Source organism: Streptomyces kanamyceticus (assembly GCF_008704495.1).
Lineage (GTDB): Bacteria > Actinomycetota > Actinomycetes > Streptomycetales > Streptomycetaceae > Streptomyces > Streptomyces kanamyceticus.
The window spans coordinates 2,613,039-2,625,252 of sequence record NZ_CP023699.1 but is presented as its reverse complement, the minus strand read 5'-3'; the positions used below and the strand labels follow the sequence as shown (position 1 = coordinate 2,625,252).

Sequence of the window (12,214 nt, the reverse complement as noted above, 5' to 3'; positions counted from 1 at the left end):
CGAAGCCCCGGGCCCTCCTCGGCCCGGGCCCAGAACGTGACCGCCGGGCTCACCCCTCCGGTGCCCGGTGGTCACCCCGTCCGGCTGGACTCCGGCCCTGCGAGAGGGGGCGAAGCGATGACCTTGCGTTCCGATGTGGCCGAGTTGCTGGCCGGGGCCGCCATCCTCGACGACGCCCTCGCGGACGAGCACGTCCGATCGTCCGCGTACCAACGCGTCGTCTCGGTGACCGCTGCCTCGCGGAGCCGCGAACGGGACCGGGTGATCGTCGCCACGATCCTGCGTGACCCCGACGAGATGGGGTCCAAGACGGCGGTGGTCGCCCTCGTGGACAGGATCGCGAAGCGGGTGACCGGTCCTGCCGAGTTCCGGCGGTGGTCGGCCGAACTGCTGCCGGAGATCGACCAGCTCACGACGGAGGCGTACCGAGAGTTCATCCGCCGCCGCATCCACGACTGGCTGTTCTACCTGTCCGTCGCGGACGGTCACGTGCCGACACCGGTCGAGTTGGCGAAGGTCACGTACTGGATGCAGCGCGTCCTCGCCGAGCAGTCGACGTCGCCGGAGGTGCTCGCCCTGCTCGCCGGGTCAGGCTGCGGCAAGAAGATACGGAACATCGCGAAGGACCGCGTCATGTCCCACAGCCAGGCTGCACGCATCACCCTTTAGGCCAATCGGGGGAAGGTGGAGCGGTCTCCATCGATGTGAGCCCGCCAGCTGCGGAAGGATGCCTTCCATGCGAACCATGAAGCGCGTCCTCCTCGCGGCCGCGGCCGCGTCGCTGCTGGTGGCGAGCCACGGCGCGACTGCCGCGGCCTCGGCGCCCGCACCCACGCCCGTACAGTCCGCGCCCGTACAGTCCAGGCCGGCGGCCGGGCCGGGCTGGCACCACGTGGCGGACTTCCCTCCGGGCGAGGAGAACGCCTGTCGTGCGCGCGGCCAGTGGTACATGGACAACGGCGCACGCGCCTACGAGTGCCGACCCACCGGAGTCTGGGAGTTGTGGGTTCTCACCGAGCCTTCCTGACCAGGGTCGGGGCCGGATCGTTGCCTTCCCGGCTTTGGTCTTGGCCGACCGCGTGGCTGCCCGCGTTCAGGAGGCGGGAGCCCAGGTCGGTGAGCAGGTGTTCCACGCGCTTGCCGCGCCGCACCGTGACGATCAGTCCCGCGCGGCGCAGCGCCGTGGCGTGGCTGGAGGCGGTCGCGGCTCCCACGCCGAGCCGGTCGGCGAGCTCCGTGGTGCTGCAGCCGGTGCCGATGGAGGCAAGGGCGTGGGAGCGGGCCCGGCCGATCAGGGCGGTGATGGCCTGTGGCCGTGAGGCGGACCGCTCGCTCTCGGCCCGCAGGTCGAAGCCGTTGCGGGCGGGATAGCGCAGCACGGGCAGTTCGCCGCCGCAGAGCAGGGCCGGGGTCTCGGCCGTCCAGCTGGGCACGATGAGCAGCCCTTCGGCCGCGCGCTGCGGGGCGTACGGCGGCTCGGCCGCTCCGTGCCCCGCGCCGGTTCCGGCGGTTGGGGGCGGGGTGACATACAGCAACTGGTCGGCGTAGCTGACCTGTTCGTGCAGGGAGTCGATGACCTGCTCGGCGCCGTAGCGGATCAACAGGTGGGCTCGGTAGGCGAGATCGTCCTCCAGCGATCTGAGTCTGCCAGGCCAGTCGTCGGCGAGCCACAACTCGTAGGCCGCGCGCAGGGCGTCCAGCAAGGCGGTGACGTCATCGTCATCGGCGTCCGCATCGAGCAGCCTGCCGCGCAGGGCTCCCAGCTCCTGGTCCAGGTCGGGGCAGGTGATGCCGGTGAGCCTCGCGGGGGAGAGGAGCCCGGCCCTCGGCCACCGGGTCGCGCGCAACGCTTCCGACAGGGCCCGGAGGGTGGCGTCGGCTTGGGCGGTGCGTACGGCGGCGCGGTGCCGGTAGAGCCGGGTGGGCTGTGGGGCGGCGGAGCCCGCGTAACGGGTGGCCTCGGCGAGGGTTTCGTTGAGCGGGGAGATCATGAACCGGGTGCGGGACAGGGCGGGGCCGTCCAGGACGACGGCGGTGGCCCGAGGGGCCATCGGGGCGCGGAGGCGGGGGTTGGGGATGGTGGTGCGGAGGTCGGCGATGGTCACGACGGGCCTTTCCGGGGTGGTGAGTTGGGGCGGTGAAGAAAAAAACCTTTGCAAAGGTATGTTTTTTGGTCGGGTGGGCGCGGTCGGCGGTGACCGCGCCCGGGGGGGTAGGCGACCTTGCCCTGGGTCAGGCGACTGTGTCCGGGGGGCGGGTGGCTGTGCCGGGGGTCAGGGTGATCGTGTCTGGGGGGTGGGTGGCTGTGCCCGGAGCCAAGGTGACTGTGTCCGGGGGCGGGTGGCCGCGCCCGGAGGCAGGGCGATCGTGTCCGGGGCGCAGGCGGCCGCGCTCGGGGTCAGGGTGATCGTGTCCGGGGGGCAGGCGGCCGCGTCCGGGGGCAAGGTGACCGTGTCCGGAGGCCAGGCGGCCGCGTCCGGGGGCCAGTGGCCGTCGGGTCCGTCTTCCCGTAGCGCGCCGAGCAGGACGCGCGCCGCCTCCTCCCAGTCCGACTGCGACTCCTCCTCCGTGGCGCCGCGCCGGGCGAAGACCGCGCCGCAGATGAGGCCGAGCAGGATCTGGGTGACGGGCTCGGGGCGCCAGGTGCGGGCGTGTCCCGCGTCGTGCTGCCAGGCGCGGCGCAGCTGGGCGAGCAGGAACTCGGCCACCACGTCCAGCAGGTTCGGCACGGTGTTCCCGCGCGGCGGGCCCTCGGCGGCCAGTCTGACGACGGCGCGCATGCGCGGTTCCGCCATGGCGCGGACCAGGCCGAAGACCGCGCCGTCCAGGGCCTGTTCGGGTGGCAGGGCGGGGGAGTCGGCGGTGTCGCGGAGCAGGGCCCACCGTTCGGCGGCCTCGCGCTCCAACGCGTCGGCGATCGCCTCCTTGTTGGCGAAGTGGCCGTAGAGCGCGCCGGTGGTCATGCCCAGTTGCCTGGCCACGTCCTTGAGGTTGGTGCGGGTGAACCCCTGGGCCGCGAAGGCCTCGGCTGTGAGGTTCAGGACGCGTTCTCTGGTGCGCCGGGCCCTTTCCTGCTGGACCATGTGTGACTCCTTCCGCCGGTGCGACGCCGTCGTCGCGTTTCCGGTCGCCTTGTCATCCTCACGTAAAATTCCTTCCCAAAGGTATGTTTTTTGGATGCTCGTCAATTCCCTTCTCTCCTTGGGGATTTTCCCGAAGCTCTCCCGTCGCCGGCCCGCGTCGACGGCGCGGGCCGGCGAGCGAGGGGTGGTCATCGTGGCCGTCGGCCGCCGGGGCCCGTGGCGGAGGGCAGTCGGGGCCAGCCCTCGCGCACCGCCCAGTGGGTCAGCTCCGGGTCGTCGCCGACCACGACGGGGTTTCCGACGGCGCGCAGCATGTCCAGGTCGCTGGCGTGATCGCCGTACGCGTGGCTGTCGGCGGCGGACAGCTCGTGCCGGGCCAGGTAGGCGGCGACCGCGGTGGCCTTGGCCCCGCCGATCATCGGGGTCCTGACGTCGCCGGTGAGCAACCCGTCGTCGCCGACGAGCAGTTCGGTGCAGAGCACCGCTTCGGCGCCCAGGTCGTCGGCGAGCGGGCGGAGCATCGGGGTCGCCGAACCGGAGACCAGGACCACGGTGTGCCCGGCGGCCCGGTGGCGGCGCAGGGCCGAGAGCGACGCGGTGACGAAGGCCGAGGGGGTGGTGCGGTACGTGGCGTACCACTCCTGGCCCGCCGCGTTCAGTTCGTCGGGGGACGCGCCCCGGTAGCGCAGGAAGTGGGCGCGGTTGAGGGCGGCGCGGTCGGTCGGGGACGGAGGCATCCCGTGGCTGCCGTCCTCGGCATCCCTCCCGTCCTTCCCGCCCCGCGCCGACCAGTGGTCCCAGAAAGCGAACATGCTCTTGGCCGCGATGAGCGTCTCGTCCACGTCGAAGAACGCCGCCCGGCGCGGCTCCGCCGCCACCGTCGTGGCCGCCCTCACCGCCCTCACCGTCGTTTCCGTCGGCGTCATGCCAGGCCCTCCGCCTCAAGGGCGGCCCGCGTGTACGCCTCGGCGGCCGGTTCGAAGCTGACCGCGGCGTGTGAGGCCACGGCCGCGATGTCGTGCCAACGGCGCTGCACCGGGTCTCCTTCGGCCAGGCCGCTCGCGCCCATGGCCCGCCACAGACTGTCCACCGCGCCCGAGCACAACTCGACGGCGAGCGCCGCGTCCCTGCGGTTCGACGCGACGGCGAGGGGTGTCACCTCGGCGTGGTCCGCCTGCCAGGCCGCCTGGTGCAGCAGCAGCCGGGCGGAGTGGATCTGGGCCGCGGCGCGCGCCATCAACTGCTGTGCCGCGCCGCCCGCGAGGGCGGGGCGCCCGTCGGCCCTCACCTTCGTCATCATCCCGGTCCGCCAGTCGCGCAGCGCGCCCCGTGCGGAGCCCAGGGCAGGAGCCGCGAACATCAGAGAGGCCACCATCGCGTACGGAACCCGGTGACAACGCGCCGCGTCCGGTCGTACCCGGCCCAGGTCGGCGAGGGTGAACGTGCGGTGCGTCGGTACGAACTCGCCGGTCACGGCGACCGAGTTGCTGCCCGTGCCGCGCAGGCCGACGGAGTTCCAGGTGTCGCTGACCGAGACCCGCTCGCGGGGTACGGCGAAGATGCGGTGTCCCGCTTCGCCCTCGCCGGGGGTGCGGCTGGCGAGGAGCACCCACTCCGCGTGGTCCACGCCGCTGGCCAGTGTCCAACTGCCTGTCAGGCGCCAGCCGTCCGGCTCGGGGACGGCCTCGCCGCGCGGCGGGATGACGGACGCGGCGATGCGCGCGTCCGGCGTATCGCGCCACAGGTCCTCGCGGCCCGCGCGCGGCAGGTAGGAGGCGAGTCGGCCGTGTGCGGCGTAGAGCGCGGCGACCCAGGCGGTCGAGGCGCAGGTCTCGCCGACGCCCGCCACCGAGTCGAGCAGCGCGCCGAAGGTACCTGCGGCGCCGCCGTGTTCCACGGGGACGAAGTGGCGCGGGAACCCGGCCCCGGTGAGCGCGTCGGCGAGCGGCGCGGAGAGCGAACGGCGTCCGTCCATCGCGTCGCGCTCACCGTCCGCGAGGGCGGCGACGGCGGCGTGGTCGAGCTCCCTCGGGGATGTGGAGGTCCCGGGGGTGAGGTCGGCGATCAGCATGCCGGGCCGCCTGCGACCGACACCGTGCAGGAAGCGATGGTGCGGCCGGACTGGACCGCGGTGAAGTGGTGCGTCTCCTGCCTCGTGGACTCCTGCCTCGTGGTCTCCTGCCGCGTGGCCCGTGCACCGGGTTCTTCCGTCGCGTACTCCTCGCCGTTCTGCCGGACGATCAGCGCGGGCGGGTCCGTCAGTTCGCCGAAGGCGTGGAAGGAGACCGCCGCCGCGAGTGGCCCGCCGACGATGCCGCCCGAGCCCGAGCCCGAGCCCGAGCCCGATCCCGATCCCGATCCCGATCCCGATCCCGCATCCCTCAGAAGGGCCGCCTGCCGGAAGCCCTCCAGGAGGACCATGCCAGGGATGTGGTCGCTGAGGTGGTCGAAGAGCACGGGGTGGCCGAAGTCGAGGCGCACCTGCCACTGGCCTGCCGCGCCCGGCACAGCCGCCAATACCTCGTCGGAGTAGGTCATGTGAGGAACCGTCAGCTCATCGTTCGCCATCTCGGGGAGGAGCGTCGTGCCCCCGCCCCGCAGCCGCAGCGTCGCGTACTGCCGACGGTCCACCGCCTGCCACCGCGCTCCGGCGCGCCCGATGCGGCGGCCGTCGCAGTGGACCTCCGCCTCCAAGGTCGCCCCGAGGCGGCGCGGGCCGCGCGGGGCCGCGACGCAGGTGACCTCGAGGACCAGCGGCGCCGCGTCGGGGCCGCCGGGCGGCAGCGGCTCGTCCAGCGCGAAGTCCAGTGCCGACAGGATGAAGGCGTGGCCCTCGGGGATGCCGTAGAAGCGGTGCGAGAGGTAGATCACCGACTGGCGCACCGCCTCGGCGAGCAGCAGCGGATCTCCCGTGGACGCCGTGCCGCGGTGGCCGAGGAAGTGGTCCCTCGGCATGCGGGCCGCCACGGTGAACCGGTTCTCGCCGGTGCGCACCGCGTCCTGGAGGAGGACCTCTCCGTCCGCGGCCTTGTGTACCAAATCCCTCGGTACGTGGGTGCTCCCGCGCGGCACGTACGTGCTCTGTCGTTCACCCCCTGCCGCCGGGCGTCTCTCTCCCGGCGCTTCCTCATGCGTCGTCGTCCGCTCCCCAGCGGAAAAAGCTTGCACAGTCATATCGAATCCCTCCCCGTCGGTGCCCTGAGGTTCAGACCCCCCCTCCGGACACCGATCAAGCAACCCCGTGAGACGGCCGCCGTACTGCTCTGAGCAGCGCGTCTCTTGATCCGTTGATCAGCGGGGTCGAAAATATACCTACAGGAAGGTATCTTTCAAGCCTCAGAGTCGACCTCATGGCCGATACGGACCGCACCCGGAGAGCTGACGCCTTATGCCACGACCCACCGCCGACGCCGCCGGTACCGCCTCGGTGGCCTTCAACGCCAGGAAGATCACCACCGCTCGCGGCCCCGAGCCGCGGCAGGACCGGTCGGCGCGCACCAAGGCCGTCATCCTCGACGTGGCGTCGGAGCTGTTCGCCACGCGCGGCTTCCGGCACACGTCCGTCAAGGACATCGCCGAGGCGGTCGAGATGACCAAGGGGGCGGTGTACTTCCACTACCCGACGAAGGAGGCGCTCGCCGTCGCGGTCGTCGAGGGCCACTACGCGTACTGGCCCCGGCTGCTCGAAGACGTCCAGAAGCGGGAGCTGCCGCCGCTGGAGACGGCCCTTGCCATGCTGGACGGCGCGGCCCTCGCCTTCCGGGACAACGTCGTGGTGCGCGGCGGCGCCCGGCTGCAGATCGAGCGCCCGCACATCGACGCCGAACTCCCCACGCCGTACGTGGACTGGACGGAACTGCTGCGTTCCCTGCTGTCCGACGCGTACGACAAGGGGCAGCTCGCTTCGGACGTCGATCCCGGTGCCGCCGCCCGGTCCCTGGTGTCCGCGTTCTTCGGTGTGCAGCACGTCTCGGACGTCCTGCACGGCCGCGCCGACATCACCGACCGCTGGGCGGAGACGCGCGATCTGTTCCTCCGGGCGCTGCGGCCCTGAGGCGGCGGCGCGGGCGGATCGCCGACAGCAGACAGATCAGGTACGCCCGCTCGGTGAGCGGGGTTCAGGGAGGACCGTGTGACGCGGTCCTCCCTTCGGCGTTTTCGGGCACTGGTCCGGGGGCGGACCTCCGCCGTCACCGATGCTTTTCGGCCGTCCTCGAAATGATGCGCTGTCACGCCCCATGGTTTCGGGGACCGGTCGAATCGTTCGCGCGGGCGGCCGCACTTTCCTAAGTTCCTGTCTGCGCCACCGAGGCTGCCGCTGAATTCGACGGCCGACCGAAGGGTGCCTGACCACGTCGAAGGCGCCGCCCCTCTCGGCCCGTGCCGCGCCGAGTGCGCAGCGGGCGGGCCGAATTCTCCGAGCCGAAAGGCCCTTACGCATGAAGATCGCTATTTCCGGCACCTATTCCGCGGGCAAGACATCGACGGTGATGGCGCTGGCCCACTACACCGGCGTACCGCGTACTCTGGCGCGCACCATTCGGGAGATCCTGCCGGAGACCTTTCCCGGCAAGGCGCTCTCGGACGTGGCTCCGCACGAGTTCCTGCAGCTGATGCTGCGCAGGCACTCGGGCCGCGTCGCCCAAGAGGCCATGCTCGGCGAGCACTTCATCTCCGACGGCTCCTCGCTGCAGGAGTGGCTGTACGGCGCGGGCCGCGTCATCCACGGGATGAACCCCAACGCCACCGCGGGCAACGAGGGCGGCAAGGTGGCCGAACTCTCCGCGGAGATGCGGTTCTTCGCCAAGGTCGTCGACCAGTACGGCCACGCGCTGAAGCAGCACGTCAAGGACACCTACGACGCGTACGTGCACCTCCAGCACGAGCTGCCCATCGCCGCCGACGGGCACCGCCCGATGAACGAGGCGTTCCGCGCGACCATCGACACGATGCTCCTGCGGACGCTCGACGAGCTGGAGATCCCGTACCACGTCGTCAGCGGCTCGATGCCCGAGCGCCTGGAGACCATCGCGGGGATCTTCGGTCTCGAGCCCGTCATGAGCCCCGCGGAAGCGATCGATCTGGCGTGGAAGGACTACGGCCGCCAGGACTTCCGCATGGAGACCGAGCGCGCCGCCGCGGCCTGAGCCTCGGCCTCCCCGCTCGTCCCCACCACTGTCGAAACCACTCCCGAACCTCACCGGAGGAACGTCTTCATGTCCACAAAGCCCACGGTCGCGATCGCCTACTACTCGGGTTACGGCCACACCGACGTGCTGGCGCAGGCCGTCAAGGACGGTGCGACCGACGCCGGGGCGGAGGTCACCCTGGTGCGCGTCGACACGATCACCGACGAGCAGTGGCAGGTGCTCGACGACGCGGACGCGATCGTCTTCGGTTCGCCGACGTACATGGGCTCGGCGGCCGGCAAGTTCCACGTGTTCGCGGAGTCCACGAGCAAGCGGTGGGCGGGCGCGGTCTGGCGGGACAAGCTGGGCGCGGGCTTCACCAACGCGGCCTGCAAGGCCGGTGACAAGCACTCCACGCTCGCCTACTTCGCGACGCTCGGCGCGCAGCACCAGATGAACTGGGTGAACCTGGGCCTGCACCCGGGCTGGCACACGAGCCTGGAGTCGGAGAACGACCTCAACCGGCTCGGGTACTTCAACGGCGCCGCGGCCAGCACCCCCGCCGACCTGCCGCCCCAGGACGTGTCCAAGGCGGACATCGCCACCGCCGAGTACCTCGGTGCCCGGGTCGCCGAGCAGACCGCGATCGTCCTCGCCGGGCGCGCGGCCGCCTCGACCGCCGCCACCGACACGGCCGTCGACGCCTTCTTCACCGCGTTCGGCTCCGGTGACGTCGACGCGACCGTCGCGCTCTTCGCCGACGAGGTGGACTTCCGCGTCAGCGGCGCGCCGAACGTCCCGTGGACCGGCGCGCGCTCCGCCAAGGGTGAACTCGCCGAGTTCTTCGGCACGTTCGGGCAGGTCCTCACCATGCCGGAGTCGTTCGAGCTCACCGGGCGCGTGACCGAGGGGGAGCACGCCGTCGTGACGGCCAGGTGCGTCTTCGGGGTGCTGGCCACCGGACGGAAGTTCACCAACCACTACGCGCTGCACTTCACGGTCTCCGACGGCCGCGTGAGCCGCTACCACATGTACGAGGACAGCCACGCCATCGCCGAGGCCTTCGCCGCCTGACCCGCGCCCATGGCCGTACCTTCCACGGAGCTCACCAGATGAAAAACTCAGCCCTCCTCATCCGCACCGGACTCGGTCCGGCCATCGGCGGCACCCTCTTCTTCGTCGCCGCCCACTACCTGCCGCCGACGCCCTACTGGGACGGCTTCTTCCGGGTGCTGCCCGCCGGACTGCTGCTCCTCGCGATCCGCTTCGGCCTGCCGCGCGGCGCGTGGTGGTGGAAGTCGCTCGTGCTCGGCACGCTCAACATGGGCCTGTTCACCGTCCTGTTGCTGATCTCGGCCCAGCGGCTGCCCGGCGGTGTGGCGGCCACCCTGAACGCCATGTCGAGCCTGGTGGCCATCGCGGTCGCCTCGGTGGTGCTCAAGGAGAAGATCCGGCCGCACCACTACGTCGCCTGCCTCATCGGCGTCGTCGGTGTCGCGCTGCTCGTGCTGCGCAGTTCGGCGACGCTCGACGCGATCGGCGTCCTCGCGGGCATCGGTTCCGCGTCCAGCATGGGCGTAGGCACGGTACTCGCCCGCAAGTGGGGCCGCCCCGAGGGCGTGCACAGCCTCACCACGGCGGGCTGGACCCTGCTCGGCGCGGCCGTCTTCCTGCTGCCACTCGCGTTCGTCTTCGAGGGCGCGCCGCCGAGCTTCACCGGCAAGCAGCTCCTGGGCCTGGTCTGGGCCGCGTTCGTGGTCGGCGCGCTCGGCTTCGCCCTCTACCTCTCCGGCGTCCAGCGCCTGCCGGTCTCCCTGACCGCGCCGCTCACCCTGATGAACCCGGTCACCGCGGCCCTGCTCGGCTGGGTGGCGGTCGGCGAACGGTTCACCCCGCTGCAGCTCCTCGGCGGCGTACTCGTCTGCGCCGCGATCATCCTGGTCGCGAACCCGGACATCCTGGGCCGGTTCTTCACCAAGCCGGAGCCCGAGTCCGCCCCGGAGCCCGAGCCGAAGCCGGTGTCGGTGGCATGAAGGACTTCGATGTCGTCGTGGTCGGTGCGGGGCCCACCGGCCTCGTCCTCGCGGGACTGCTGTCGCGCGCCGGGGTGAAGGTCCTCGTCGTGGAGCGCAGGATCGACCGCGGCGACCGCCCCAAGGCCGTCGTACTGCACGCGCCGACGCTCGAACTCCTGGACTCCTTCGGCCTGTTGGACGAGGTGACCGACCGCAGCATCCCGCTCGAACGGTTCGCCTTCCACCTCAACGGAACCGGGTCGTTCACCGCCGACATGACGGGTCTCGACACCCACCTGGACGGCTACCGGAACATGCCGCAGCCGATCCTGGAGGGACTGCTCGAAAAGTACGCGCTCGGATACGGCGCACGGATCGAGTACGGCGTCAGCTACCTGTCCCACGAAGCCGGTGACTCGGGCGGCTCGGACACCGTGGTCCGCTTCGAGGGGTACGACGACGTCCGCTGCTCCTATCTGGTCGGCAGCGACGGCCCGCGCAGTGCCGTGCGCGAGTCCCTGGACATCCCGATGGCGGGGCGCAGCCTCTCCACGAGCTATCTGCTGATCGAAGGGGTCCCGCGAGAGCTCGTCGGCCGCGACGAGGTCGGTGTGCACGTCGGGGCGAACGGCATGGTCACGATGATGCCGATCCCCGGTGACCAGGTGCTCATGGCGGGACCCGTGGTCAATGGACTCACCCTGGACCGGGGTGCGTCGGTGCCGTGGCGCCGGATCGCGGACGCGATCGACACGCTGGGTTTTGGCAGCCGTCTCAAGCTGGCCGAGGCCCTGCGCACGAGCCACTACTCCGTGGACCTGAGGGTCGCCGAACGGTGGGTGAGCGGCAACGTCGTCCTGGCCGGGGACGCCGCACACCTGAACACCCCTGCCGGGGGGCAGGGGTTGAACCTCGGCATCGGCGACGCCCTCGCCCTGTCCTGGAGGCTGCTCGCGGCGCTGCGGCACGACGAAGCGGAACTGCTCGCGGGGTACGAGGCGGAACGGCGGCCCTATGCGACGCGGGTCGGGCAGACCACGTTCCTCGCGCCGCTCATCGACCGGATGCGGTCCGCGGTGGACGTCAACGACCCCGCCGTACGAGCCGAGTTGGCGGAGCTCGCGCTGAGCTGGAGCCAGCTCTACCCGGACCACGGGAACCGGCCCGGCGCCCGCCACGACGCCCGCTACGAGCTGAGCGCCGGGGCGCGCGTGCCCACCTCGATCAGGGACGCCGAAGGGCGGCTGACCCCGTTCCTGCCGTCCAGCGACCGCGTCGACGCATCGACCCTGCTGTGGTTCGACGACACGGAGCCCGCGTCGGTGGAGAGCGATCTGCCGGTTCCCCCGGTACGGGAGGTGCGCCGGGTCGCCAGGCCCGCCACCGACGGCCGCGTCACCGTGCCGGACGGCGCGAGGGGGCTCCTCGTACGGCCGGACCGGTTGGTCGCCGAGGCCATCGGTTCCTGAACCACTCCTCCCTTTACCCACCTATCCATGAAGTCAGTTGAGAAAGAGAGAAATACCATGACGTTTCCCGCCATGCCCAAGGCAGTTCACCAGTTCTACGCCGGTTCGCAGGCGGCCGACGCCGACCTCTGGGCCGGAGCCTTCGCCGAGAACGGCCTCTTCCACGACCCGGTCGGCAGCGAGCCGATCCGCGGCCGTGAGGCGATCCTCGCCCGGCTGCGCAAGGTGATCCCCCAGTTCGACCCGTTCCTCGGCATCACGCCCGTCGACGCCTACACCACGGGCAGCCAGACCGCCGTGCACTGGCGCGGCGCCGTCGTCACCACCGACGGCAAGCCCGTCAACTGGTCGGGCATCTCGGTCTTCCGCCTCGACGAGGACGGTCTGATCGCCGAGCTCTGGGCCTACTTCCACCACGGCGTCTTCACCGCGCAGCTCGGCGACAGCGAGCACTGACGCACGTCCCTCCCCGCCCGCGCGGGCGGGGAGGGCCCGATTCAGGGCAATCACAAGGGGGA

Annotated in this window: 12 protein-coding genes and 2 pseudogenes; 9 read left to right on the top strand and 5 right to left on the bottom strand. The window is 71.4% G+C overall.

Annotated features, from left to right (window positions below; all coding sequences use genetic code 11):
* Positions 1-117 precede the first annotated feature (117 nt).
* A complete protein-coding gene (locus CP970_RS10335; RefSeq protein ID WP_055547334.1) occupies positions 118-669 on the top strand; it encodes a hypothetical protein in 552 nt (183 codons plus the stop codon).
* Positions 670-736: 67 nt separating this feature from the next.
* A complete protein-coding gene (locus CP970_RS10330; RefSeq protein WP_150493213.1) occupies positions 737-1,027 on the top strand; it encodes a hypothetical protein in 291 nt (96 codons plus the stop codon).
* Here the strand turns inward: CP970_RS10330 and CP970_RS44140 are convergent.
* From CP970_RS44140 to CP970_RS10305, 5 genes are all read right to left on the bottom strand, one after another.
* Positions 1,011-2,105, bottom strand: coding sequence for a hypothetical protein (locus CP970_RS44140; RefSeq protein WP_191094899.1), 1,095 nt, complete (start codon positions 2,103-2,105; stop codon positions 1,011-1,013). The two genes, CP970_RS10330 and CP970_RS44140, sit on opposite strands and share 17 nt — an antisense overlap.
* A 168-nt stretch (positions 2,106-2,273) precedes the next feature.
* On the bottom strand, positions 2,274-3,083 hold the full coding sequence (locus tag CP970_RS10320) for a TetR/AcrR family transcriptional regulator (RefSeq protein ID WP_191094898.1): 810 nt from the start codon (positions 3,081-3,083) through the stop codon (positions 2,274-2,276).
* 188 nt (positions 3,084-3,271) lie between these two features.
* Positions 3,272-4,009, bottom strand: coding sequence for an HAD family hydrolase (locus CP970_RS10315; protein WP_055547488.1), 738 nt, complete (start codon positions 4,007-4,009; stop codon positions 3,272-3,274).
* Positions 4,006-5,154 (bottom strand): acyl-CoA dehydrogenase family protein, encoded by a 1,149-nt coding sequence (locus CP970_RS10310; RefSeq protein ID WP_055547486.1) that lies wholly within the window; start codon positions 5,152-5,154, stop codon positions 4,006-4,008. Before CP970_RS10310 ends, CP970_RS10315 begins: the two co-directional genes overlap by 4 nt.
* Entirely contained in the window at positions 5,148-6,257 is a 1,110-nt protein-coding gene (locus tag CP970_RS10305) for a ScbA/BarX family gamma-butyrolactone biosynthesis protein (protein ID WP_079043508.1), read from the bottom strand. Before CP970_RS10305 ends, CP970_RS10310 begins: the two co-directional genes overlap by 7 nt.
* A 214-nt stretch (positions 6,258-6,471) precedes the next feature.
* Between CP970_RS10305 and CP970_RS10300 the strand changes: the two genes are divergently transcribed.
* The 7 genes and pseudogenes from CP970_RS10300 to CP970_RS10275 all read left to right on the top strand — a co-directional run bounded on the left by CP970_RS10300 (position 6,472) and on the right by CP970_RS10275 (position 12,152).
* A complete protein-coding gene (locus CP970_RS10300; RefSeq protein ID WP_079043507.1) occupies positions 6,472-7,137 on the top strand; it encodes a ScbR family autoregulator-binding transcription factor in 666 nt (221 codons plus the stop codon).
* A 385-nt stretch (positions 7,138-7,522) separates the two neighbouring features.
* Positions 7,523-8,230: an ATP/GTP-binding protein gene (locus CP970_RS10295; RefSeq protein WP_079043506.1), complete on the top strand. Its 708-nt coding sequence runs from the start codon at positions 7,523-7,525 to the stop codon at positions 8,228-8,230.
* 69 nt (positions 8,231-8,299) lie between these two features.
* Positions 8,300-8,887: pseudogene (locus tag CP970_RS10290) on the top strand (flavodoxin family protein); the annotation flags it as partial.
* A gap of 33 nt (positions 8,888-8,920) precedes the next feature.
* A pseudogene (locus CP970_RS44890) lies at positions 8,921-9,286 on the top strand (nuclear transport factor 2 family protein); the annotation flags it as partial.
* 38 nt (positions 9,287-9,324) lie between these two features.
* Complete coding sequence (locus tag CP970_RS10285) at positions 9,325-10,245, top strand: DMT family transporter (RefSeq protein WP_055547482.1); 921 nt, start codon at positions 9,325-9,327, stop codon at positions 10,243-10,245.
* Positions 10,242-11,696, top strand: a complete 1,455-nt coding sequence (locus CP970_RS10280; RefSeq protein WP_055547480.1) for an FAD-dependent oxidoreductase — start codon at positions 10,242-10,244, stop codon at positions 11,694-11,696. Before CP970_RS10285 ends, CP970_RS10280 begins: the two co-directional genes overlap by 4 nt.
* 72 nt (positions 11,697-11,768) lie before the next feature.
* Positions 11,769-12,152 carry a nuclear transport factor 2 family protein gene (locus CP970_RS10275; protein ID WP_157877710.1) on the top strand — a complete coding sequence of 128 codons (384 nt, stop codon included), beginning with the start codon at positions 11,769-11,771 and terminating at the stop codon, positions 12,150-12,152.
* Positions 12,153-12,214: the final 62 nt, after the last annotated feature.

Excerpts from the sequence above, each read along its gene's own strand:
- CP970_RS10335 (WP_055547334.1), top strand. The coding sequence starts at position 118 with ATGACCTTGCGTTCCGATGTGGCCGAGTTGCTGGCCGGGGCCGCCATC.
- CP970_RS10330 (WP_150493213.1), top strand. The coding sequence starts at position 737 with ATGCGAACCATGAAGCGCGTCCTCCTCGCGGCCGCGGCCGCGTCGCTG.
- CP970_RS10320 (WP_191094898.1), bottom strand. The coding sequence starts at position 3,083 with ATGGTCCAGCAGGAAAGGGCCCGGCGCACCAGAGAACGCGTCCTGAAC.
- CP970_RS10315 (WP_055547488.1), bottom strand. The coding sequence starts at position 4,009 with ATGACGCCGACGGAAACGACGGTGAGGGCGGTGAGGGCGGCCACGACG.
- CP970_RS10310 (WP_055547486.1), bottom strand. The coding sequence starts at position 5,154 with ATGCTGATCGCCGACCTCACCCCCGGGACCTCCACATCCCCGAGGGAG.
- CP970_RS10305 (WP_079043508.1), bottom strand. The coding sequence starts at position 6,257 with ATGACTGTGCAAGCTTTTTCCGCTGGGGAGCGGACGACGACGCATGAG.
- CP970_RS10300 (WP_079043507.1), top strand. The coding sequence starts at position 6,472 with ATGCCACGACCCACCGCCGACGCCGCCGGTACCGCCTCGGTGGCCTTC.
- CP970_RS10295 (WP_079043506.1), top strand. The coding sequence starts at position 7,523 with ATGAAGATCGCTATTTCCGGCACCTATTCCGCGGGCAAGACATCGACG.
- CP970_RS10285 (WP_055547482.1), top strand. The coding sequence starts at position 9,325 with ATGAAAAACTCAGCCCTCCTCATCCGCACCGGACTCGGTCCGGCCATC.
- CP970_RS10280 (WP_055547480.1), top strand. The coding sequence starts at position 10,242 with ATGAAGGACTTCGATGTCGTCGTGGTCGGTGCGGGGCCCACCGGCCTC.
- CP970_RS10275 (WP_157877710.1), top strand. The coding sequence starts at position 11,769 with ATGCCCAAGGCAGTTCACCAGTTCTACGCCGGTTCGCAGGCGGCCGAC.